The sequence below is a fragment of the Frankia sp. Mgl5 genome (genome assembly GCF_023242985.1).
Taxonomy (GTDB): domain Bacteria; phylum Actinomycetota; class Actinomycetes; order Frankiales; family Frankiaceae; genus Parafrankia; species Parafrankia soli.
Genome location: NZ_JALKFY010000612.1, coordinates 1 through 22,883, shown reverse-complemented (window position 1 = coordinate 22,883; position 22,883 = coordinate 1). Strand labels below are relative to the sequence as shown.

General features: G+C 69.5%; 18 protein-coding genes. 7 read left to right on the top strand and 11 right to left on the bottom strand.

The genetic code is table 11. The annotated features are described in order from the left end of the window. Positions 1–77: 77 nt before the first annotated feature. The 5 genes from MXD62_RS13885 to MXD62_RS13865 all read right to left on the bottom strand — a co-directional run bounded on the left by MXD62_RS13885 (position 78) and on the right by MXD62_RS13865 (position 3,107). Positions 78–338, bottom strand: a complete 261-nt coding sequence (locus MXD62_RS13885; RefSeq protein ID WP_112106788.1) for a Txe/YoeB family addiction module toxin — start codon at positions 336–338, stop codon at positions 78–80. Further along, positions 335–592 carry a type II toxin-antitoxin system Phd/YefM family antitoxin gene (locus MXD62_RS13880; protein WP_112106789.1) on the bottom strand — a complete coding sequence of 86 codons (258 nt, stop codon included), beginning with the start codon at positions 590–592 and terminating at the stop codon, positions 335–337. The genes MXD62_RS13885 and MXD62_RS13880 overlap by 4 nt, the downstream gene beginning before the upstream one ends. A 235-nt stretch (positions 593–827) precedes the next feature. Then, a complete protein-coding gene (rnhA, locus tag MXD62_RS39730) occupies positions 828–1,262 on the bottom strand; it encodes a ribonuclease HI (RefSeq protein ID WP_308301258.1) in 435 nt (144 codons plus the stop codon). Between the two features lie 319 nt (positions 1,263–1,581). After that, complete coding sequence (locus MXD62_RS13870; protein ID WP_248829678.1) at positions 1,582–2,802, bottom strand: ATP-binding protein; 1,221 nt, start codon at positions 2,800–2,802, stop codon at positions 1,582–1,584. Positions 2,803–2,843: 41 nt separating this feature from the next. Further along, positions 2,844–3,107 (bottom strand): hypothetical protein, encoded by a 264-nt coding sequence (locus tag MXD62_RS13865; RefSeq protein ID WP_248829677.1) that lies wholly within the window; start codon positions 3,105–3,107, stop codon positions 2,844–2,846. Positions 3,108–3,397: 290 nt separating this feature from the next. Between MXD62_RS13865 and MXD62_RS13860 the strand changes: the two genes are divergently transcribed. The 7 genes from MXD62_RS13860 (at position 3,398) to MXD62_RS13830 (ending at position 7,940) form a co-directional block, all read left to right on the top strand. Continuing rightward, complete coding sequence (locus tag MXD62_RS13860; protein WP_368862400.1) at positions 3,398–3,634, top strand: hypothetical protein; 237 nt, start codon at positions 3,398–3,400, stop codon at positions 3,632–3,634. Further along, complete coding sequence (locus MXD62_RS13855) at positions 3,631–4,173, top strand: DUF6879 family protein (protein ID WP_368862399.1); 543 nt, start codon at positions 3,631–3,633, stop codon at positions 4,171–4,173. Before MXD62_RS13860 ends, MXD62_RS13855 begins: the two co-directional genes overlap by 4 nt. Beyond that, on the top strand, positions 4,142–5,023 hold the full coding sequence (locus MXD62_RS13850) for a helix-turn-helix domain-containing protein (RefSeq protein WP_368862398.1): 882 nt from the start codon (positions 4,142–4,144) through the stop codon (positions 5,021–5,023). Before MXD62_RS13855 ends, MXD62_RS13850 begins: the two co-directional genes overlap by 32 nt. A gap of 136 nt (positions 5,024–5,159) precedes the next feature. Beyond that, a complete protein-coding gene (locus MXD62_RS13845) occupies positions 5,160–6,320 on the top strand; it encodes a radical SAM protein (RefSeq protein WP_248829674.1) in 1,161 nt (386 codons plus the stop codon). After that, positions 6,313–6,906: a 3'-5' exonuclease gene (locus MXD62_RS13840; RefSeq protein WP_112106795.1), complete on the top strand. Its 594-nt coding sequence runs from the start codon at positions 6,313–6,315 to the stop codon at positions 6,904–6,906. The genes MXD62_RS13845 and MXD62_RS13840 overlap by 8 nt, the downstream gene beginning before the upstream one ends. Then, positions 6,881–7,591, top strand: coding sequence for a dTMP kinase (gene tmk, locus MXD62_RS13835; protein ID WP_248829673.1), 711 nt, complete (start codon positions 6,881–6,883; stop codon positions 7,589–7,591). The genes MXD62_RS13840 and tmk overlap by 26 nt, the downstream gene beginning before the upstream one ends. Continuing rightward, positions 7,551–7,940: a recombinase family protein gene (locus tag MXD62_RS13830; RefSeq protein WP_112106797.1), complete on the top strand. Its 390-nt coding sequence runs from the start codon at positions 7,551–7,553 to the stop codon at positions 7,938–7,940. The genes tmk and MXD62_RS13830 overlap by 41 nt, the downstream gene beginning before the upstream one ends. Before the next feature lie 100 nt (positions 7,941–8,040). Here MXD62_RS13830 and pglX read toward each other — a convergent pair whose 3' ends face one another. From pglX to MXD62_RS13800, 6 genes are all read right to left on the bottom strand, one after another. Beyond that, positions 8,041–11,634, bottom strand: coding sequence for a BREX-2 system adenine-specific DNA-methyltransferase PglX (gene pglX / locus MXD62_RS13825; RefSeq protein WP_248829672.1), 3,594 nt, complete (start codon positions 11,632–11,634; stop codon positions 8,041–8,043). A 126-nt stretch (positions 11,635–11,760) separates the two neighbouring features. Then, positions 11,761–13,338, bottom strand: coding sequence for an ATP-binding protein (locus MXD62_RS13820; protein WP_248829671.1), 1,578 nt, complete (start codon positions 13,336–13,338; stop codon positions 11,761–11,763). Positions 13,339–13,492: 154 nt separating this feature from the next. Beyond that, positions 13,493–18,082 carry a BREX system serine/threonine kinase PglW gene (pglW, locus tag MXD62_RS13815; RefSeq protein WP_248829670.1) on the bottom strand — a complete coding sequence of 1,530 codons (4,590 nt, stop codon included), beginning with the start codon at positions 18,080–18,082 and terminating at the stop codon, positions 13,493–13,495. Between the two features lie 89 nt (positions 18,083–18,171). After that, positions 18,172–19,296: a CBS domain-containing protein gene (locus tag MXD62_RS13810; protein ID WP_112106282.1), complete on the bottom strand. Its 1,125-nt coding sequence runs from the start codon at positions 19,294–19,296 to the stop codon at positions 18,172–18,174. 31 nt (positions 19,297–19,327) lie between these two features. After that, positions 19,328–21,145 carry a DUF262 domain-containing protein gene (locus MXD62_RS13805; RefSeq protein WP_248829669.1) on the bottom strand — a complete coding sequence of 606 codons (1,818 nt, stop codon included), beginning with the start codon at positions 21,143–21,145 and terminating at the stop codon, positions 19,328–19,330. A gap of 698 nt (positions 21,146–21,843) precedes the next feature. After that, positions 21,844–22,883 (bottom strand): tetratricopeptide repeat protein (locus tag MXD62_RS13800; RefSeq protein WP_248829668.1); only part of this gene is annotated, 1,040 nt, incomplete at its 5' end.

The window sequence follows — 22,883 nt, the reverse complement described above, 5'->3', positions numbered from 1 at the left end:
TTGCACGAACCCGCCGAGTGCGGCGGGCACCTCGACCGCGGCGGCGTCCGGGCGTCGGAAGGAAGCGGTGGGCTCGGCTACTGATAGTGGTAGCGGCAGGAGATGATCGTGATCTGGCCGGGCTCGACCGCGTAGACCAGGCGGTGTTCGTCGTCGATCCGTCGTGAGCGCAGTCCCGCGAGGTTGTTGCGCAGCAGCTCGGGCTTGCCGATCCCCTGCCCTTCTGGATCGCGTTTGATGTCCGCGATCAGGGCGTTGATGCGTTTCAGTGTCCTGCGATCCTGACCCTGCCAGTAGAGGTAGTCCTCCCAGGCGTGGTCGGTCCAGGCCAGCTTCACTCGTCAGGGCCCAGCGGGCGTTCGATCGCGTCGCCTGCGCGCCACTGCTCGACGCTTTCCGCCAGCCGCCGCGCGTTCGCGGGCGTGCGCAGCAGGTAGTTGGTTTCCACGATGGCGTCCCAGTCTTCCTTGCTCACCAGGACCGCGTTGCCCCGTTTCGAAACGATCTCCACCGGTGTGTGATCGGTGTTGACCTGTTCGATCAGGGGAAAGAGCGTCTTGCGTGCCTCGCTGGCACTGATCGCCGCGACCATCTGGCCACCTCCCGAGGATCCAGTCGTACCGGATATGGTACCAGCTCGGGTGGCCTTCGTCGGCTGACCGCGTCCTCGGCGAGTCCACTCCCCGGCCTGGGGCGGGTCGGCCGCGGACCGGGAACGGTCCCCGAGCTGCACGTGGAGTACCGACGGGCGCTCGCCCCAGCCTGCCTCGCACTGTCTCGGCAGGTAGGGACACGCCTGGGGTTCCAGGCTCACGACTGGCTGCGGATCAGCCCGGGCGTCGGCGGGCTTCGGACAGTCCGCGGTTCGCGAGCCGGTCGGCGAGCTCGTTGCCGGGATGGCCGGCGTGCCCGCGTACCCACAGCCATTCGATGTCGTGCGCGCCCACGGCGGCGTCCAGGCGCTGCCAGAGATCCACGTTCTTGACGGGTTTCTTCTCTCCCGTCCGCCAGCCGTTCTTCTTCCAACGGGCCAGCCATCCGCTTATGCCGTTACGCAGGTACTGGCTGTCGGTATGGATACGCACAGTCGACGGGCGGGTGAGGGCTTCGATCGCCATGATGGCCGCGAGTAGCTCCATGCGGTTGTTCGTGGTGTCGGCAGGCTCACCACCACAGATGGTTCTCTCATGCCTGCCGTAACGCAGGACCGCACCCCATCCGCCGGGCCCTGGGTTGCCCCTGCAGGCGCCGTCGGTGAAGATCTCGACGACGGCTGCACCGTCGCCGTGCGGTTTGCCGTCTCCGCTGGCGGCTCCCGCCGATCGATCCACGGATGTGGGCGACCGGAGCACTACGGGTGGCTTCGGTTCGACACCTTCCGTGATCTGTTCGTGTTGATCGATCAAGCGCTGCCTCCAGCCCCTCGGTGGAGGCCAGGGCACACCCCACGACGCGAGTTGCTCGCGGGTCCAGCCTCCTGCCGGCGTTCGCGCGGCGTCGATGTCGTCTGGCGTCAGAGCCATCTGATGATCGTAGGCCGCAGCCACATCAGAGGCCTGCGTTCGCCCCGGCTCCCGTGCGCTACCCCTGGAACAGGGTGACCGGGCGGCCGGCTGGGCTGGTTGTGGCGGTGATGGTCGTGCGTTCGTGGATAGGGGGAGCTGTCGGCCGGCGGTCGAAGAGGAGCAGGGCGCCGGTGTCGAGGACGAGGCGGTCGAGGTAGCCGTCGAGCTGGACGAGCGCGGAGCCGAGGGGGTCGGCATCGCCCTCGGCGCGGACCTTCAACTCGATGGCCTGGCGCTGCACCGCCTGGGCGCCCTCGGGGCCGCGGTAGGGCCAGGTGACGAGGAGGTCGAGCCGGCCGCGGCCCACGCCGTACTCGCGGAGGACGGTGCCACCGCCGTTCACCACCCGCTGGAGGTACGCCTGGAGGACGAGATGGGGAGCGGCCTCGTGGTAGATCTGCTGCGGGACGAGGATGTCGCCGTTGGCCTTCCAGAAGGCGGCGAACTCGGCGAGGAGACGGGTGAAGTCCATCCGGCCGTCGGGAAGCACATAGGCGCGGGGCCGGGGGACGTCGGTGGCGTAGTCCAGGACGCCGTCGGTCAGGGCCCGGACGATGACCGCGTTGTAGATCGGGTTGGCCGGGCGGACAGGCGGGTCCGGGGCGAGCAGGCCGAGGTCGCGGACGTACTGGATGTCGTCGTTCTTCGGCCGCTGCGTCGGCGGGGTGCCGGTGATCAGCGGTTCGATGATGGCGCGGACCCGGGAGTCGTTGAGCTTGTCGACCAGCGAGTCGAGGTGAGTGGCCCGGGTCTGGATGAGGCGTTCCGCAGCCTTCTCCACGTGCTCGGCTGTGATCGGGGTGGGCGCCCGCACCGCCATCCCGACGATGATCTCGTTCGCGAGCGCGTTGACCAGCCAGGGCTGCCCGTCGGCGAGTTCAAACGCCCGTTCGACAGCCCGGTCGGTGAACGGCTGCCCGGTGTCGGACGTGTGCTGACCGTAGAGATCGCGGACCTCGTCGAGGGTGAAGTTCCCCAGCCGCAGCGACCTGACGATGATGTTGAACGGGCTGGGCCCGCCGAGCCGGTTCGGGTTGCCGCTGGCGGCTGTCCCGGGGACCCCCGGAATCGCGAAGCGATTTCGGGGGTGGCAGTCGCGGAGATCGCGCAGACCGCAGAGAGCGACTGGCATCGGGAAGTTCTCGGGCCGGCCGGTGGCGCCGCTGCGTAGTTGGCTGAGCACGCTGATCAGGGTGCGGCCTTCCAGGGCGTCGATCTCGTCGAGGACGAACACCACCGGCCGTGGGCAGGCCCTCGACCAGGCCGCGAGCGCGCTGCTCAGCAGCGCCCCCGCGGGTGCCTCCGGCCAGGCCGGCGGACGGAGCTCGGCGGGCAGGGCGTCGGCCGCCCTTCCTGGAGCGTCCTCAGGACGGCGCGTTCCGCCGCGCTGACGTCGTCGGACCAGGGCCGCCCAGGCTCGCAGGAGGTCAGCACCGCGGCGTACCGGCCGCTCGCGGTCAGTTCCCGGGCCAGCGCCCGCAGCGTCGTCGTCTTCCCCGTCTGCCGGGGAGCGTGCACGACGAAGTAGCCGTGCTGTGCCACGAGGCCGGCATATCTGAGAGCCGTGCCGCGGCCGGGATCATGTAATGAAGTTCGGGGACGCAGGGGCCAGCCGTGTTGAACCAGCGAGCCACCAGACGCCGCCCTTCCCAGCCGCCATCACGGACCGATCAGCGCAACTCTACGGACCGCCACCGACCGCTGAACCCCGGGCGGCGTGGCGGCTGCACGCGCGTGGCGATCATGCCGGGCGGGCTCTCGTTGACAGCTCCCGCTCCCGGCTGTGACCATGTGGCGAACGGTTCGCCAGATTTCTAGCAATGGAGGCACCCGTGCGCGCCCGGTTCCTAGGCAAAGATCCCCAGTCCCAGGTGGACAACTCGCCCACCCTGTTTGCCACCGACCGCGCCGACCGCGTGACCTACATCGCCCAGGGATGGAAGGTGACGGACCCCCAGGCGCTCGCGGACGTCGGCCCCGTCCCGGACCATGAGACCCTGATCGAGATCCCGGAAGACGTCCTGAAGTTCTACGCGCGCCGTTACCTGGAGCAGGAGGAGGAGCACTGATCCAGCTCATCCCGCCCGGCCCCGAGTTCCGGCGGCTCTTCCACTCCTTCGAGCACACCGCCTTCCGCCTGGAGGCCCGCGACACCTACGACGCGACCTACGAGCAGGAGTCGCTGCAACGGTTCCTCGCAGGCGAGCCGGACGATCTTCCGTGGATGCGCAGCTGGCTGGACATGCTCCACGAGGCCACAGCCGCCGGCCGGCGGTTCGCACGCGTCCGCGTCGTGAGCCTGCCCCTGACCGACTACAGCCGCTTCGGGGTGTACTGCGCGCAGTTCACGAACGGTGCCGGCGAGGACATCCGCTACCTGCCACGCGACCAGGCCGAAGCCGCCGGGCTGCCACACCACGACTACTGGCTGTTCGACTCGTCCAAGCTGGTCCGGATGCACTTCGACGAGGCCGACTGCTTTCTCGGCGGCCAGGTAATCGAGGACCCGGCCGAGATCGTGCGGCACAACCTCTGGCGTGATGCCGCCTGGCACCACGCCGTCAGACGGGACGACTTTGCCACCCAGCAGTACCTCGGACGCGTCTAACGTCCAGGAGGCGCGCAGCGCCCTCGGCAAACGGCTCCGCGAGCTTCGCGCCGCGGCCTCCCTGAGTGGCCGGCAGCTCGCGGAGTCGTTGTCGTGGCCGCCCTCGAAGGTCTCCAAGCTGGAGAACGGCCGGCAGACCCCGACGGACGATGACATCCGGGGTTGGACCGAGGCGACCGGCAGCCAGGCAGAGGCGCAGGCCCTGCTGGCCACCCTCCATACCCTGGAAGTCCAGCACGCCGAGTGGCAGCGCATCCTCCGTGCCGGCCTGAAGCCTCGGCAGCAGGAGCTGATCGAGTGGGACGCGCGAACCCGCCTCTTCCGGGCCTTCGAGGCCACGGTGATCCCAGGTCTGCTCCAGACCGCCGAGTATGCCCGCGCCCGCTTTGCCGAGAGCATCCGGCGCTTGAAGCTGCCGAACGACATCAACGACGCCGTGGCCGCCCGCGTGCGACGACAGGAGATCCTCTACCGCCCGGACAAGCGGTTCCACTTCGTGCTGACCGAGGCGGCGCTGCGGTTCCGGCTCTGCCCCTCCGAGGTCATGCTTGGGCAGCTCGACCGCCTGATCTCCTTCTCGCAACTGCCCAACGTCCGGCTCGGGATCATCGGCTTCGAGACGCAGTACGCCACCTCGCCGTGGCACGGCTTCTGGATCTACGACACGGAGCGGGTCCTCATCGAAACCTTCAGCGCGGCGCTTGACCTGCGGCAGCCGCCGGAGATCGAACTGTACGCGGGCGCCTTCGATCAGCTCGCCGCCGTCGCCAGCTACGGCCGGTCCGCGCGGGCGATCATCAACCGCACCATCAGCGATCTTGCCGGTGACGCGTCTCCGGATGGCTCGTAGTTTCACTCGTGCCACTGCTGTCTGCATGAATTCGAGAAATCCAAAGCAACTTTCTGGCTATCTGCCCCAGCTGCTCCTTACCCTCTGACTCAGACAGGTCACCGCCCCAACCCGACGGGGCACTTGGAGGGCACGAGTGAGCACCCTCGTCCCGCTGCTGGGCAGCGGACAGATCGAACAACTTCCCCCACGCGCACGTGAGGTCGTGGAGTACCGCAAGAGCGGCCTCTCCCTCAACCACATCCAGGGCTGCCCCCTCGATTGCGCCTACTGCATCCGCCACACCTACGGACTGTGGGACCAGCGCCAGCCGCGGGCGCTCATGTCCGACGCTCAGGCCGTCGCCTGCCTCGTGGCCCATCCGTACTTCCGGGCGGGCCGCACGCCGGTGCAGCTGTTCAACCGGGCCACCGAGCCGTTCCTCCCCGCGGTCAAGCCGCACACCTTCGCCGTGCTGGAGGACCTGGACCGCCGGGGCCTGACCAACCACGTCCTCGTCATCACCCGCCACCAGGTCAGCTCCGAGGACTGCGCGCGACTGAACCGGCTGCTGCACCTCAAGGTGACGCTCCTGTTCACCTACTCCGGCATCGGCGACCAGCGCATCGAGCCGTACCCGTCGGCCGTGGCCGCCGCCTCCCTGAAGGTGGCGACGACCACTCGTCCCCGGCGTTACCGCACGGTGCTGTACTGGCGTCCGCTGGTTCCCGGCCTCAACGACACGGACGAGCACCTCGCACGGGCCGCCGTCCTCAGCCGCCACGCCGACGCCACCGTCTTCACCGGCCTGTTCTACCGGGACCAGATCGCCGGCTACTACCAGGCGGCCGGTCTGCCGGAGCCCTACAGCGGCACCGCCCGCCGCAAGATCGTGCCGGAAACCCTGGAGCAGCGAGTACTGGAAGCACTGGCCGGCCGCGGGCCCGTGTTCCGCAAGACCTCCTGCGCGGTGTCCTACGTGCACGGCCTGCCCGACTACAACGGCCACTACGGCGTCCGGGAGCTGTGCGACATCTGCCCCCTGGCGCAGATCGGGCGCTGCGAGCAGGCCCATCACCGGCCAACACCAGAGCGGATCGCGTCCCTGGCCGCCGAGGTGCCGGACGCCGAAGGGCTGGAAATCGTCGACATCGACGACCGGGCCGTGGTGGTTGACGGCCTGCCGCACGAGCAGCCCCGCTACTTTCTCCAACACGCCCTGGGGTTCCAGGTGCACGACCGGCAGCATCCGCATCACGCCGGGCGGCATGGGCGCGCCGAGATCGGCTGGCAGCAGGAAGGGGCAGCTCGTGAGTGACTGGACCAGCCGCGACTTCGCCGTCGTCGACCTCGAAGGCAACGGCCAGCGGCCACCCGACCTGGTGGAGCTGGCCGTCGTCCCGGTCACCGCCGGCGTCATCGGGGAGCCGCTGACCTGGCTGGTGCGCCCCGAGACCCCCATCACCGGCTTCGCCCGCCGCATCCACGGCATCACCAGCGAGATGGTGGCCCACGCGCCCGTGTTCGCCGACATCGAGACGGACGTACGCACGGCTCTGGAGGGCGTGGCGGTCGTGGCCCACAACGCTCCCGTCGACCTGGGTGTACTGCGCCGCAAGCTCGCCGGTTGGGAACCGGCCGAGGCTTTCGACACGCTGCGCCTGGCCCGCCGCCTGCGGCCGGACCGCGTCAGTTACCGCCTCGGGGCGCTCGTCGAAGCCTTCGATCTGGCCAGCGGACTGTGCCCGAAGCTGCGCCCCCACCGGGCCGCCTACGACGCCCTCGTCACCGCCCGCCTGTTCACGCTGCTGGCCACCAGCCCGGAGGGCCGACCGCTCACCCTCGACGAACTCCGCGGTCAACCATCGGGAGACGGCGATGCCCCGCCTGCGGCCCTTTTCTGACCACCAGCGCGGCCTGTTCATCAGCATCGACGGCCCGAGCGGGGCGGGGAAGTCCACCCTGGTCAGCCACCTGGCGCAGCTGCTCGTGGCCGACGGCAAGGACGTCCACCTCACTCTGGAACCCTCCACCGGGCCCATCGGCGAGCTGGCCCGCGACCTGACCGAAACAGTCACCGGCCACGCCCTGGCCTGTCTCTACGCCGCCGACCGTTACCACCATCTCGAAACCGAGATCCGGCCCCAACTGGCCGCCGGCAAGACCGTCATCTCCGACCGCTACACCCCCTCCGGCCTGGTGATGCAGCGCTTCGACGGCATCGCCCCGGCCTTCCTCTGGGCACTCAACGCCGAGGCCGACCGGCCCGACCTGTGCGTCATCCTCGAAGCCGACCCCGACATCGTCGCCCGCCGCCTGGCCGACCGTGGCGCCCACAACCGCTTCCAGCTTGCCCCCGGCTCCAGCCACGCCGAGGCCCACTTCTATCGCCAGGCCACCGACCGTCTGGTCCAGGCCGGGTTCAACGTCCTGAACGTCGATTGCAGCCAGCGCCCGCCCGAGCGGGCGGCCGCCGTGATCCGGGACCGCCTCACACACCCGCCGTCGGTTCTGCCTGCTTTACATCAGCCCAATCGGAGGAACCGCCATGCCTCAAACCGTCTATGGATACGTCAGCCTGGAAGATGACGACGAGGTGGAAGTCGAACGGCTGCATGACGCGCTGACCGCCCACGCCAAGGCAGCGGGTCTGCCTCTGGCTGAAATTTTCGTCGATCGCAACACGCCTCCAGCGAGGATCGTCCGGGCCGGACTCACGGTCCTGCTCGACGCCATCCTGCGCCGGGAGGACTGCGGCGTACTGGTTGCCAGCCCCGATCAGCTGTCGGCCCTGCCGGCCGTGCGCCGGGCCATCGAGGTGGAGATCGAGGGCCTCGGAGGCAGCCTGCTGTACTTGTCGGCGGACAGCGAGCCCGGCTCGGTTCAGCCCTCCCAGCCCCCCGGGGCCGGGAAGTGGCCGGGACCAGGCTCAGCATGAGGACCGCGACCGCCCAGCAGCAGGAACCGCTCGCCGTGGCTCATCGTCCCCTCGTTCACCGAGGCCCCGGCATCCGGTCAAGCGCCGTAGCCTCAGCTGATCATTTGGTGGACCGGCGGCCGCGGGTGGGAGCGGGTGGGCGCCAGCTCGCCAGGGCGTCCTCGGTCAGGTTGAGCTGGCCCAGGGTGTCGGCGAGGAAGGCGTCGTAGACCTCGGCGGGGGAGCCGTCATAGAGCGGGTCGACCTCGTCGTGCCACTGGCGGACCCAGGGCATGACCTCGCGCAGACCGGCGACGAGCGGCGTGAGGCGGATGCCGTCCCAGCCGTCGTTGTCGCGGCGGTCGACGATCAGGGTGGCCAGTGCCTGCGCCTGCTCCCGATGGTCGAAGCCGGCCCAGCCGATCAGCAGCGTCGGGTCGTTGTCCCGGCCGGCCGGCCGGTAGGAGATAAACCGCTCCTTCGGCACGTCGAGCTTGCCCCGGGCCCGCCAGAACGACGTCTTCCGGAAGTCCTTCGGCGCGTACTTCGGTGGAACAGGAATCGCGTCGCGGATCTCCTTGGCCTTCGCCGGGGTCGGGGCGGCGTCCTCGGCGCGCTGCTGGTCCCAGACCGACTCCCAGTCGGCACGCTTCACCAGGCCGGAGTCGGCGTAGCGCAAGGCGGCAAGGAACGGGACGTGCTCGTCCTCGACGAGGGCGGCGACGACCTTGGCCAGTTCCTCGCCGGGCCGGTAGATCTCGGCGACGGACACGAAGTCCGCGTCGGCGGCCAGCTCGTCGGCGAGCTGGCCGGTCGTCCACAGCCGCGGCTGCACCATGCCGTCGACGTCGGCGAACCACAGGTCACGAGTCTCCAGCCGGTCGAGCAGCCAGCCCCGCAGAGCCGCGTCCTGCAGCTTGTCCCAGCCCTCGGTCGCCCACCGCCGCTTGTACTCCGGCCGCTCGATCAGCCCGATGTTCCGGTCGGCCTCGATGACCGCGATCCGCTTCTCCACGAGGGCGCGGTACTCAGCTGGCCAGTGCGCGGGAACCTCGGTGATCGGCGTGGAGCCGTGCCGGCTGAACCACTCGGACGTCTCGTCTCCGTCGGCGATCTTCCTGGCGAGGACGATCTCGAATGCCCGCTCGCCGAGCTTGATCTCGGGGACGTCAGCCATCGGCAGCGTCAGCTCGTCGACGAGCAGTCCGTACTGCCGGTAGACCTGCCAGTCCAACTCCTCTTGCAGCACGATCATCCGCGCCCGCGTTGACGCCCACTCCATCTGTGTGTCGGCGAGTCGGGCACGCGTAGGCACGTCGATGTCGGCCACCGACGCGGGACTGACCGTGGTCAGCCGCTGCGCGAGGACATCCAACTCCCGTGCCAGCGTCAGTGGATACTCCTCCGGCAATGGGAATTCCTGCAGCTTGGTCCCGGTGAACTCGTAGAAATCTTCCCACGGCAGCGAGGTTTGGCGGGCACCACGGGTGTCGACCGTACTGCCCTTGTTGTGGCTGACCTGCTTGAGCCAGAAGCACGCCGTCGAACTGTTCAACATTCCCAGCAGTCGCAGATGCTCGTCCTCTGAAGCCCCCATTGGCAGCTTGATCACTGGTGCGGTCTGCTTGAAGACCTTCCCGCTGCGCTCAAATACGAAGTGATTGTGAGTTCCGACGAAAGCGAAGCCAAGAGAGTAAGGCGAGCAATCGAGGTCGCGGGGAACCTGATGCCAAGAATGCCACGGGCGCCCTTCCGAAAAATATGTTCCCTTCCTGAAAGTGGTTCTGAGTCCGAGTTCTGTGCGGTGCGGCCAGAGCCATTGAGTAGCGTCGGAAGGGGGTGTTAGTACGCCTTGTTCGTAGGGGAACCATGCCAGTGAAGAGATGGTTGGCGTGTAGTCGCGTACGGAGGCGCCGTCGATCAGCGGGTACCACCGCGTATTCTTTCCGGGAAGGTTTCGGACCGCTGAAGCGGGTCGTAGCATTACGTCATCCGCATGACTCATCGCCATGAATCCAATTCTTGCAGTGCGGTCGCCAAGCTTGTTGCTAGCCGCGGCTTCAATCGCAGCCTGAAGAGTTGCCGCACCGCCGCCACTAAGACTCCACGGAAATCTTGCTATAGCGTTGCGCGCGCGCTCGGATACACTCACCAACTCGTTCTCGAAGCCTGGGTCGCCCAGATTGTCGACAATCGAGTTCCAGACGAGCCCGGCGCTAGGGTCGCTGGGGGCGGATGGCTCTCCTCGAATGCCGAGTACAACCCGTACCTCGCCTGGCCGGTTCCAGCGATTCCTTCGACCGGCGAGTATTACAGTCGGAGTCCCATGCCCCGGAATGTAGGCGCCCGACGTGTCGATGACGTGTGTTAGTTCGACTCGTCCCGCGAAGAATTCCGTGATGAGTCGACGTCCAAACTCGCGCTTCATGAACGAGTTAGCGGTAATTTGCCCGACACGGCCGGCATGGCGACCGTCGGTGCCCGCCATTATCGCGAGTTCGAAGAAACGCTGCGCAAAAGGGATGGTCAGTGAGTATAGGCCCGAGCAGGCACTATAAAGTTCGCGATAGAGTTCATTGAGATTCTTGTCTTTGACTGTGATATACGGCGGGTTTCCGACCACCGCATGATAGCTTCCGTCGTCGAGGATACCCGGGTAGTCAGCCAAATCCTCGGTGGCGTATGCAAACTCGGCGAGTTCGTCGCGTTCCTCGCCGAAAAGATCGAGTTGGCGGCCCTTCATCAGGGAGTCGCCTACGGCCACGTTCAAGGGGAACGTGTAACCCTCCGCCGTGCCGAACGTTGTCAGCTCGGCCGCGCGTAGTGCCGCGATGACCAGCCGAAAGCGGGCGACGGCCGTCGCGTACGGGTTGATGTCCACGCCATGGACCGCTTCTAGGGCAAGCGCGACCCGCTCGAAGACATCCTTCTCGGGTGCCTTCTGTTCCCACTCTGCCAGCAGCCGCCGGAATGCCCCCAGCAGGAAATGTCCCGACCCACACGTCGGATCGATCATCTTGAAGTTCTTGAGGTCTTCGACCTCCTGGCCGAATTCCTCCAGCGCCGGGGTCAGGGTCAGGTCGAGGATGAACTCCTCGACGAACTCGGGGGTCTGGAGCAGGGCGTACTTCTTGCGGACGTCCTCGGAGAGGTCCTGGTAGAGGTCGCCGAGGAAGCGGGTGTCCCAGGCCGGGTCGGTGAAGTCGTGGACGAGTTCCCCGGACTGGCGTACACGCCAGAAGGTGATCAGGTCCTTGGCGGCGTCGTGGGTCACCGGGATCTGGAACAGCGCGTTGTGCCGCTTGTCGAACAGGCCCGCCCCGACCGGCACCTTCGAGATCTCGCCGAAGGCGGCGAGCAGCCAGTCGCGGGCGGTCAGTTCCGGGTGCTGGACGTAGAACTCGTTCAGCCGCTCCTCGGCCAGCGTGAGCCGCGCCTCCGGCCCGGCGAGGTACGGGTCGCCGATCAGCCCGTTGTCCTCGCAGAACCGGACGAACACTGTCCCGAGTACCCAGGCGACTGCGGCCTGCGTGACCCGTTCGCTCAGCCATGCCGACCAGGTGGCCGCCGTCCGCCCGACCTTGCGCGCTTGGTCGTACTCGGCCCGCAGCCGCGTCCCGACCTCGGGCACCGCGTCGACCTGGGCCCGCAGGTCCTTCTCCAGCACCTTGACCTGCTGCTTGGCGTCTTTCAGCAACGCCACCCGGTCGATCACGCGTTACCCCCAGCTGCTCAGACCACCGGCGGTCCCGCCGTGTCGCCACTCCCGGAAGGAGAGCCATCCGATGCTATGGGCACTACGGTGCGTCATCGACGTGCCATGCCCGCGGCAGACCGTCCGCTATGACGATGCCAGGGGCTGCCGGCGGCCAGGTGGTAGGACCAGGCGGGCGATGGTGATCGAGTGACCGGACGGGCTGGTCTGGATGGTCAGGGGTTCGTCGGTGGCCGGAGTGGACTGCGGTCTCTGATCGAAGATCACGATGTAGCCCGAGGGCAGGCTCAGATGGTTCAGGTAATCGTCGAGCTGGACGATCGCGTCCTTGAGCGGGTCGGCTTTCCCGGGGCGCTGGGCTTTCACCTCGAACACCTCGTGCTGCTCGGCGCGGGTCCCGTCGCGGGTCGTGTAGCGCCAGCGCAGGTAGAGGTCGGCGCGTCCCCGGCCGCTGGCGTACTCCCGAAACACGTCGCCGTCACCGTTGACGGCCCGGTCGAGCCAGGCGAACAGGAGCGCATGCGGGAGGGCTTCCCGATACGGCTGACCGTCACCGAGCATCTTTCCGTGCGTGCGCCAGAACGCTGCGAGACCGGTCAGCGCGCCTGGGACGTCGAACCGGCCGTCCGACAGGACGAAGTCCCGTGCGGTGGGAAGCGCGGCCGGGCTGGGGACGACCTGCTCGGCGAGGGCTCGGGAGATGACCTCCGCGTAGATGGGGTTGGCGATCCGCGGGCCCTCCCCGCCCTCCTCGGCGATCAGCCCCAGGTCGCGGGCGTAGGACCGGTCGTCGGAGTACTCCAGGTCGACGGGCTGTTCGGCGCCGCCCAGAATCGGCAGGAGGACCCGCTGCACCTCCGGCTCGCGCAGGCGGCGAACCAGCGAGTCCAGGTGGCTGGGCCGGGCCTGGATGACCCGCTCCCGGGCGGTGTCGACCTGCTGGACTGTGACCGGCTCCGTCGCCGGGACCTTCATCCGGTCGACGATCTCCGCTGCCAGCGCGTTGACCAGCCAGGGCTGACCGCCGGTCAGCGCGTACACGTGCTCGACGGCCTCGTCGGTGAAGACCCGGCCGATCTCCGCGGTGTGCTGACCGTAGAGCTCGCGGATCTCGTCGAGCGTGAAGTCACCGAGCCGCAGCGACTCGACGATGATGTTGAAGGGGCTGGGACCGCCGGACCGCTCCGGGTTACCACCGGCGGCGATCCGGTAGTCACGCACGTCCCGAAGGCCGCACAGCGCGATCGAAGCGGGGAACGCCCCGGGACGGTCCTCGAAGCCTTCGCGGATCTGGCTGAGCACGGCGACCAGCGTCGCGCCCGTCAGGGAGTCGATCTCGTCGAGGAACAACGCGAGCGGCCGGGGACAGGACTCGGCCCAGGCGGCGAGCGCGCCGCCGAAGAGATCCCCGTCCGGGCCCTCGGGCCAGGCAGGGGGGCATAGCTCCGCCGGAAGGCCGAGCCGGGCCTCGCGGCTGGCCTTGGCGAGGATGGCGCGGGTGGCGCCGCCGATGTCGTCGCCGAAGGCCGCCCCGCTCTGCAGCGAGAGTTTCGCCGCCGCGTACTTCCCGCTGGCTGTCAGTTCGGCTGCGAGTGCCCGCAGCGTGGTCGTCTTTCCCGTCTGTCTCGGTGCGTGCACCACGAAGTAGTCCTCGCCCGCCACCAGACTTGGCGCCTCGGGCAGCCGCGCCGACGCGGCGATCATGTAATGTTTCCCCGGCACGCAGGGGCCAGCGATATTGAACCTGCGTGCCACCGCTTACCAGCCTCCTGCGCCGCGAAAACCATGTCCGGTCACCCGCAACTCTACGGTGGCGGGTGATCGTCTCCAGGGTGGCGGATGATCGTCAGGCTGCGCGCTACGACGCGGCGAGGCCGGGTTCGTCGCCGGTGGCGCGGTGCAGGTTGGCCACCCACGAGTCCGGTAGGGGCACCCAGTCGCTGCCGGTCACCAGTTGCACGAGCGCGCCGTCGAGCCGTGGTGGCAGGCTCGGCTCGGTCGTCGGGCAGAGCAGCCACAGCGGACGGCCGCCGGCCCGCGTCCGGGCCCGCTCGGCGAGGGTGAACAGCACGTCCAGCCCCCGGCCGTCGTAGCGGCCGAAGACGCCGGCGTCGTGCAGCAGCAGCGGGGCGGGCTGCCCGCCCGGCCCGACCCGGCCGGCGGGGGCGTCGAGCAATGCGGTGAGCAGCGGCGCGGCTCGTTCCCAGGCGAGCCGCACGTACTCGGCGAGGTTCGCGGCGGCGCGGCTGCCGGGCTCGGCGGTGTCGGCGCGCAGGATCGTCGCCCACGTCGGCCTGGGCTTCGGGTCGACCTCGGCGTGCAGGGCGTCGAGGAACACGGCGGCGACGTCGACCGGTTCGGCGGCGAACCGGTGTGGCTTCGCCAGCTCGGCGCGGGCTGTCAGGTAGTGGCTGCGCCGGACGGTGAGCGCCCGGAACCCGCCGGTCTCGGCGGCCGCGGTCAGGCGCTGCTCGGCCGTTGCGGCGGCGACCCGGCTGGGGCTGTCGTCGGCCAGTGCCGAGCGGCCGGCCCAGGCACCCAGGCCGGTGGGCTGCCGGACGACCGGTGTCGGCCAGGAGCCGAGGCCCGTCGAGGAGAGCAGGCCGTGCGGCTGCCGGTAGCCGCCGCGGGCGTGGTCCCAGTCGAGGGTGAACCCGGCGTCGCGCAGCGGGCCGTCGAGCCGCGGATGCGGTGGCAGCTCGGTGGCCAGCCCCGGGAACCGGGCCAGCACCCGCTCGTGGATCGTCTCCACGAGCAGTGGATCACGTTCGGTGCGCTCGTCGGACCCGGTGGGCTGCGCGGGGATGCCGCCGGGGCGGGGTGGGAGGAGGACGCCGGCCTGGGAGAGCCGCAGCGCCCGGACGAGGCCGAGGGCGCGCGGGTAGATCTCCAGGCGGGCGTTGGTCGCGGCGGTGCGGGACGCGGCCGCGGCCAGCCCGACGAGGCGCGGCGCGGCGAGCGCCGGCATCCCGTCCGGGCTGGCCGCGGCGAGCTCGCGCAGCACGGTCGCCGGGCTGGGGAGCTCCTCGGCCTTCGCCAGCCGGTCGGCGACCTTGCCGAGCGCCACCGCGTAGTCGAGCAGCGCCGGTGCCGACGGGGTGGCCGGGCCGTCGGCCTCGGTCACCTCCAGGGCGACCAGAACCCGGTCACTGTCCTTGTACTTCCGCCGGGCGATCCGCGGCTCGGAGTCCAGGTCGACGGTCTCCAGCGCGGCCCGGACGACCGCCGCCGCCCGCGCCCGCGGCGCGATCGTCCCCGGGGAGCTGCCCCGGCGGGCGAGCATCGCGGTGACCAGCTCGTCGAAACCCATCACCCGGCCGGCCTCGGCGAGGATCTCGACCAGCTCGCCGTGCACCGAGCGGACGGCGGCGTCGGCGTGCCAGGCCTTGCGCCGCGCGGTCAGCACCTGGGCGATCCGCCCCGGCGTCACGCCGACCCGCTCGGCGACCAGCTGCTGCCCCGGCCAGAGCGGCAGGTCCGGAACCGTGCCGGCGTCGTCCGGCAGGCCGAGCAGCAGGCGGGTCGCGTCGGCCTCGGTGGTGGCCCGCGCGGAGCGGGGCAGCAGCCGGTCGGCCACCAGCTCGACCGGCATCCGGGCGTAGTCCGTCGCCGTCGCGGGCTGGGCCGTCGGCGACGCACCAGGCGACGCGCCCGGCGGCCCGCCGGCCGGCGGGCTCTGCGGGGCCGGGGCGAGCGCGCGGCGCCACTGCCGGATCCGGCTCTGCAGCTCCTGGCGGGTCTTCCCGGCCAGGCCGGGCAGGCCGATGATGTCCTTCGAGCCGAGGTCGAGCAGGTCGCCGACGGTCGTCGAGTCCAGCCGGTGCGCCGCCGAGACCGCGCGCGGGGATAGACCAGCCTGCTCGAGCGGCGTGACCTCGGTCGCCGCGGCCGCGGCCTCGTCCGGAGTCAGCGGCTGCTCGCCGGCGGGCGGGTGGACGCTCGGCACCGGCGGTGTCGAGTCGGCGGCGCGGAAGACGGCGAGCCAGGCGTCGCGCATGTCCTTCAGCGAGCCGAACCGCCTGCCCGCGTCCCGGTCGAGCGCGCGCAGGAAGAAAGAGGTGAGGCCGGCTCGGATCGCCGGGTCGAACGCCTCCGTCGCCACCGTCGGCGGGCCCTCGGTGAACCGCGCCTCGGTGGAGCCGTCGCCCCACAGCGGCAGCTCGCCGGAGGCCATCTCGTGCAGCGTGACCGCCAGGGCGTACCGCTCGGCCTGGTCGTCGTAGGTGGTGCGGGTGCCGGCGCCGAGGAACGGGTCCAGGTAGCGGGGCGTGCCGGCGGCGGTGTCGCGCACGGAGTGGTTGGCCAGCGAGAAGTCGATGAGCACCAGCTGCCAGGTTCGGTTGGGCCGGCGGCGCAGCACGATGTTGTCCGGTTTGAGGTCGCGGTGCGCGACGCCCTCGCCGTCGAGGTAGTCGACGGCGACGAACAGGTCGCCCGCGAAGGTGTCCAGGTCGTCGACCGAGAGCCGGCCCTCGCGCAGCTTGCGGGCCATGGTCTGCTCGCCCGCGTGGTCGAGGACGAGCACGGTGCGCCCGCCGATGACTAGGGTGTCCTGCCGGGCCAGCCTGATCACCCGCGAGTCGCGCAGCCGGCCCAGCACGTCCGCCTCGTGCGCAAGCCGCGGCGCCCGCTCGTCGGAGAGCGCGACCTTCAGGACCTCGTCGCGGTTCGTCTTCTCGTTGCGCGCGAGGAACGCGCGGCTCGTCGAGCCGGTACCCAGCCGGCTCCTGATCCGCCACTCCCCGCCGACGAGGTCACCGCGCTCGGCCTCCAACGGGTCCAGCTCCGGCGCCGGCTCCGCAGGCAGGTCGATTGTCGGCGTGGTCGCGCTCTCCGGTGCCGCGCTCTCCGGTGCCGCGCCGGCCGGCCCTATGACGTCGTCGACGACGAGCTGCAGCCAGTCGAGGAACTCGCCGACGGTGGCGAAACGGTCCTCCGGCTTCGCCCGGGTGGCCAGCGCGACCAGGTCGTTCGCCGTCTCGGACAGCGAGTCGACGACCGCGGACGGGTGCAGCCCGCCGGCCTCGGCGAGCCGTGCCTTCAGCGCGTTGCGGGTCGGCGCGGGGGCCTCACCGGTCAGGATCAGGTAGGCCAGCGCGCCCAGGCCGAAGACGTCGATGCCGACCGGGTCCGGGTACGGGGCGTCCACCTCGGGGGCGAGGTAGCTCTCCGCGGCCCGTTCCAGCTGCGGCAGGAACCGGTGTGCGGGCTCGATGGCGAGCGCGACCGAGGTCGTCGTCATCGAGCCGGTCAGCTGCCCCGTCGACGCGTCGAGGTCGCGGGCCGCTGCCTGCCAGTCGCTGATGACCAGCCGGGGGGAGAGCCAGCGCCGCTCGCTCTCCGCCTGGTCGTCGCCGCGGCGGGCGGCCGGCACGACGAGGACGCTGCGGGCCGCGAGCGTCCGGTGGTAGAGGTGGCGGCCGTGCGCGTAGTCGAGCGTCTCGGCGAGCTCGCGGATCATCCGCAGCCGGGTGCCGGCGTCGAGCCGGTCGCCGTAGCGGGCGAGGTAGTGGTCGAGGCGCATCTCGTCGGGGTGGTGCCGGAAGATCAGCGCCGGGCCGGCCTCATGCTGCTCCAGGCCGTCGATCTGGACGATGCCCTGGTGGTCGATGCCGTTGAGGACGAGGAACTCGCGCTTGGCCGCCGCCTCCCGGGTTCGGCGCTCGGCCTCGGCCGCGCCCGTCTCCACCAGGTAGATCCGCACGCGACGGCGCGCGGAGCTCATCTGGGTGTGCCGGGCGTGGTAGTCCTGCCACGTCGGGCCGGACTCGAAGGCCGGGAACTCCAGTTCCCAGGCGCCGACGCGCTGGTGGCGCCGGCTGCGCGCGATCCCGGCGGCCGGGAGCAGCGTCGCGAGCCGCCTGGACGTCTCCGGGCTGATCCGGTGGCGTTCGTCGCGCAGCGGCGCGTCCAGCAGACCGGACCAGATCGACGGGAGCGCACCCGCGGTGCCCGCCCTGATCGGGGCGCCGCCAGTGGCGGGCTCCGGGCCGAAGATCCCGTGCAGCTGGAAGTCCGGCAGCTCGACCTTCAACGTCCCGTTCGAGAGGAAGACCGCCGGCTGGAAGAACGGCATCCGCAGCCTGCCGAGCCCCTGCGCGCGGGCCGCGGTCTCCAGGAGGTGCTTGAGCTCCTTGGACTTCTGGTTCGCGAGGATCAGCGGGTTGTCGAAGATCAGGTCGCCGCCGGACGGCCGGTGCTGGACCCAGTTCGACCCGGAGGCCGTCAGCCGGCCGGCCCAGCTCTTGATCTCGATGAGGTACACCCCGCCGCGGGCGACGACGAGCAGGTCGACCTCGCGCAGGTGCCCGGTCGACGCGACGAAGGTGAAGTTCGACCAGGCCCGGTACGGCTCGGCGTCCGGCAGCAGTCGCTGGACGTGCTCCAGTGCCTCCCGCTCATGCGGGAACTGCGACGCGGTGACCGTCGTCCAACGCCTGTCCTGCACCCCGTCTCCCCGCTGCTCCCGCCGCCACGCTCCGAACGACGACCCCCGCTGCCCCAGCCCGCGACACTAGCCCAACTGCACGAACCTACTTACACGGCGAGCTTCTTGAGCATTCCGTGGAGCTGCTTGATCTGACGGTTCTCCTCGGCGGTCAGCGGCTCCGTGCGGAAGTGCGCGACCGCGTTGCGGATCTTGCGGACATCGTCGAGGAGCTCGATGAAGGCCGTCTGGTCGACGAACGGCCAGCCGAGCTTCTGCCAGTTCGCTGGCACCTTCAGCAGGTACTTGTAGTTTCCGAACATCATCTCCGCGACCCGGTCGGTCTTCTTCCCGGTGGCCTTCAGGACGGCCGGGTCGTGGTCGAAGATAGGGGTGAGCAGGCCACGGATGAGCCGCTCGATCTCGCCGATCACGAAGAACGGCCGGGCGAGGTCACCGAAGCGGGTCGCGACGTCGGCCATCGTGACGATGCCGCAGATCTCCCCCTGCTGGTTGCGGACCAGGACGTAGTCGGACGCCGTGATGGTGGCCAGCGCCGCCAGCAGGCTGTCCGTGTCGTGGACGACCTGTACGTCGTTGTAGGTCGCCTTCGCGAGGGTGGGCGCGTGATCGTGCGCGTACAGCATCGCGACGGACTGCCAGGTCACGACCCCATGGAGATGGGACGCGCCTTCCAACACCGGGATCTGCGAGTACTCCCACTGGAGCATGCAGGTGATCGCCTTGTGGAGGCTGTCCCTGGGCCCGACGGTGCAGAGCTCCCGATGGTCCGACAGCAGGTCGCCGACCCGCAGCGTCCCGCCAGGGAGTTCCTCGTCGGGGTACTCGCCCGCCGCCTCCTGCCCGGCCGGTTCCTCCTGTCCGCTCGGTTCCTCCGTGCCGTCGTCCGCGGCCCGCTGCGGCGGGATCTCATCGGGTGATGCCGTGGTGTCGTCGGGTGAAGGTGATGGGTCGGGCACCTCGGTGGCCGGCGCGTCCTGGGGATTCGCGCTGGGTGGGCCGTCGTCCTGAGCTGGTCGCGAGACCGGAATAATCTTGATCTGGGTGTCGAGGGGGCCAGCCTCGAAAGTCGGCTCGGTCGCCAGCCGGGCCTGGGAGAGCTGAACGCGGATCGCGGAGATCGCCGCGGGGCTGCGGACGCCGTAGTCGAACCGTTCCAGCAGCTGCCGGATCGTCAGCTCGCTGTCGACCAGCGACGTGAGGATGTCGTCCATGCGGGTTGCCTGTGATCTCTGTGTTGGGCGGTCAGCCGGCCGCGACGACAGGCGAGGGCGTCTCCCGGCCCGCGGGCTTGCCCATCGCTTTCTCGATCAGAGCGAGCAACCGCTGGATCCTGTCCTCGTAGAAGGCGCCGAAGTCATTGGCTCGGAGTGTCTTCGGGTCGATCCGCTGCGAATCGACAAGATCATCGATCCAGTCGGCCGGCAGGCCTGACTCGCGGGCGAACATCTCGAGGTAGGTCGCCGGAGAGCGCCCGCCGATCGTCTTGGCCGCACGCAGCGAGAGAGGCGTCTTGTTGATCACGCTGGTCATGCGAGGGTCCTTGGTTCCGGCGCGCTCGAACCAGGCCTTCGGAAAGATTTGCCGGAAGTCGACTGCCTCGGTCACCAGCGTGTCGGCGTTGATCGGCGCGTCGGTCGCGTACCAGTCGTAACAGCCCTGCTGCAACAGCAGCGCGAAGACGCCCTTGTATGCGGCGCTGAGCTTCATCGTCATGGTGTGCAGCCGCTGCTCCTGGAACGCCGCCTCGGTGACGGTGTCCGGTTCCCTGCCGACGCCGTTCACCCAGTCGATCACCTGCTCGACGTCCTTCGGGAACCGGCTCTCGGTGGTACCGCCGTAGAGCTCGCCGAACACGCCGCACCAGTACCAGCGGACGATTTTCTCGTGGATCTCAGGCCGGTCGGTGACCGCCCCGAGGACGGTCCTGATCGCGGCCAGCGGCACGAGCTGCGTCCGGTACGGCAGTTCACCGCTACGGAAGACGCACTGGCCCTGGAGGAAATCGCCGGCCCATGCGAGCGCCTCCGTCACCGCGGGGGACCATTTCCGGTAGTCGGCCAGAGGGAGCGTCAGCAGGTCCCTGCGCTTGCACCGGATCGACGGCGCGTCCGCGGTCCGTCGCGGATGCTCGGCGAGGTAGCGGTGGCGCTTGTGGTAACTGATGACCAGCATGAGCGCCTGCAGAAAGTCGATGTTCTTCAGATCCTCCAGGACCGGGTACTTCTCGCTCAGTCCCTTCGAGATCCCCTCCCAGTCCTCCTGGAGGTTGAACTCAGACCCGTGCGTGGACGTGTACTCACGGCTGCCGGCGTAGGTCGCCGTGAGCAGTTCGAAGACGTTCAGGACGAGCCCGCCGGTGTTGACCTTCTCGAACACCGTGCAGACGGCCTCGTTGCTCGTCTCCTTCGGGAGCTTGACCCAGGGCACGCGGAACTGATTGATCCTCTTGAGTACCTCGCCGTTGAAGCGCCCCCAGGTGCGTCTCCGGTCGTCATCTACTGCGTAGATCCATCCCCAGTCATTCGTCTCCATCGAGTCCAGGCTGAGGTTGAGCGGGAACATCCCCGCCGCGCACTCCTTCTCCCGGCTGCTCAGGTCGATGACGTCGTCGGGCCCGGAGCCCCGGCGCAGCAGCCGGCTCGCCGGCACGGAGACGATGGCCTCCTCGCGCTCGTCCTCGCTGCCGATCGCCCGGACGATGTCGATGTAATACCAGACCGACAGCTCGTTGTGTCGCTCGTCCTCGGTCTGCACGGGCTCGCGGGAGACCAGCGCGTGGTAGAGCGAGGTGAGGCGCTGCTGCCCGTCCAGTAGCAGATGCGCGGGGACCTCTCCGTCGGGAACCTTCGTGCCCTCCAGCGGGCGCGCCTTGAACTGAGCCTCACCGCCGGTTTCCAGCGACATGATCACTCCGAGCGGAAACTCCCGGGTGACCGTCGCGAGCAGCGAACGGATCCGCTCGTCGTCCCACTTCCACGCCCGCTGGAAGTCCGGGAGCTGGATCTTGCCAGTGGACACGTCCTTGAGCAGCGTCTCGAGGAGGGTGTCGTGCACCGCCACTGTGCGTTCCCCCTGTCACCAGATGGTCGCCAACCGTTGGAGTGTCTCCACGCTCCGCGCTGGCGATCGAACTGTATCGACTCGACAGCGCACAACACGACACGTCAGATACGAAGGCGGACATGTCGGTAGCGGAGGTGAAGTCGGTGAGCGGGCGCCGAGTTGCCGACCCCGGACCGCGAGGTCCCAGAGGTGTCAGACCGCCGAGCAGACGCGGGCCTACCGCGACGCCGACGATCACCGTCACCGTACGGGCCGAAGTGCCCGAGACCCGCCAGGTTCACGGAGCGCCTGTTCGAGTCGGTAGATGATGTGGCGGTCGGCGTGGTCGCTGGGCATCGCCCCTGGCCAAAGCCCGCGTGGCGACCGGTCGGACAGTGATTTCAGGGTCAGCAACCAAGATCAATCGGTTCGGATGCTGGTGCGCAGGGTCGACCATGTTGCAGCCGTGCGAACCGCCTCCGCCTGGCCGAGGTGCTGGTGCGGGGGCCGGGCGGGCGGCGGCGACTTCGGAGGACACCCGCGGTCGCCACCGGGAGCCGCCGGGTCAGCGCCAAGAACGTGCAGGGAGGGGGAGGCCCTCCGTCTGCCGCTCATTCGACGGTGTCGCCCTGGTCGTCGGCGCGTACGGGCGGTTGGCCGGGCCGCCTCGATCTCGGCAGGGTCGATCGTCGGCTCCGCCGTGTGGTCAAGTGTCGTCAGGTGCCGGAATACGGCAGCCGCATGCCGATGGTCTGAGCGTCGCGCGCGGCGGCCAGGTCGAACTGTCGGGCTTCGTCATCATGCCCGGCGCGGCGTAGCGCCTGGGCGAGCCGCCGCCGGGTACGGATGACGAACGGCACCCCGCCGGTCTTTTCGGCGAGCGCCAGCGACGACCGCAGGGCGGCAATGGCTTCGTCCACCCGGCCCAGTGCCAGGGCGAGCCCGCCCCGGTACAGGGCGGCGGGGCCCATGCAGGTCAGGCCGAGAACAAAGGTCACCAACGTCTCGCCGTACCCCGCGATGCGGTCCGCGAGGCCGGTCGCCCAGTCGGCCATGTCCGGGACCGCGTCGACGACCTGTGCCACGATCTCGGCGAGAATCACGACGTAGACCGGTTCCATGGCACCCGGAGCGACGTCGGCCAGGTCCGGCCGGACGAGGCGGCGGACCTCACGTGCCGCGGCCTCCGGGCGTCCGGTCTCCGCGAGCGCGAGGGAGCGGATCAGCGCCCACTCGGCGATCATCTGTTCCTCCATGTCGTACACCTGCGGGAGGAAGTCGCCCATGGTGCCGCGGTCCCAGGCGGTGATGCCGTGAATTGTGGTGGCGGACTGGGTGAGCGCGTTGATCGCCCCGGGCGTCACGCCCGGTAGTGACCCGCCCAGTACGGCCGCGACCTCGGCGGCCTGGTCGTACCGTCCGGCGTAAAGGTGATGCATCGCCTGCCAGCAGCGGTCCAGAAGGTCGAAGTCAGGGTCACGCACCTGGCGCAGCCGCCGGCTGAAGGCGGCTGACTCGCCCTCCGCGGCTTCGACCTGGCCCAGCTCCCAAAGGACGGCCCGACGCAGGTGCCGGGCCACCAACTCGCCGCCGGGCGGGCCGTCGGCCGTCGCCAGCAGCGTGTCGGCAATCGCCAGCCGAAGGCCGGCGTGCTGCGGTGTCCAGGCCGCGAGCGCCCGCCCTACCTGCCAAGCTGGTTCGAGACAGAGGATGTCTGTTAACCAGTGACGAGGGCGAGTTGGGGAGCTTGATCTAG

Coding starts and splice junctions, on each gene's coding strand:
- MXD62_RS13820 (WP_248829671.1), bottom strand. CDS start 13,338: ATGATCGCCGCGTCGGCGCGGCTGCCCGAGGCGCCAAGTCTGGTGGCG.
- tmk (WP_248829673.1), top strand. CDS start 6,881: ATGCCCCGCCTGCGGCCCTTTTCTGACCACCAGCGCGGCCTGTTCATC.
- MXD62_RS13880 (WP_112106789.1), bottom strand. CDS start 592: ATGGTCGCGGCGATCAGTGCCAGCGAGGCACGCAAGACGCTCTTTCCC.
- MXD62_RS13830 (WP_112106797.1), top strand. CDS start 7,551: ATGCCTCAAACCGTCTATGGATACGTCAGCCTGGAAGATGACGACGAG.
- MXD62_RS13810 (WP_112106282.1), bottom strand. CDS start 19,296: ATGGACGACATCCTCACGTCGCTGGTCGACAGCGAGCTGACGATCCGG.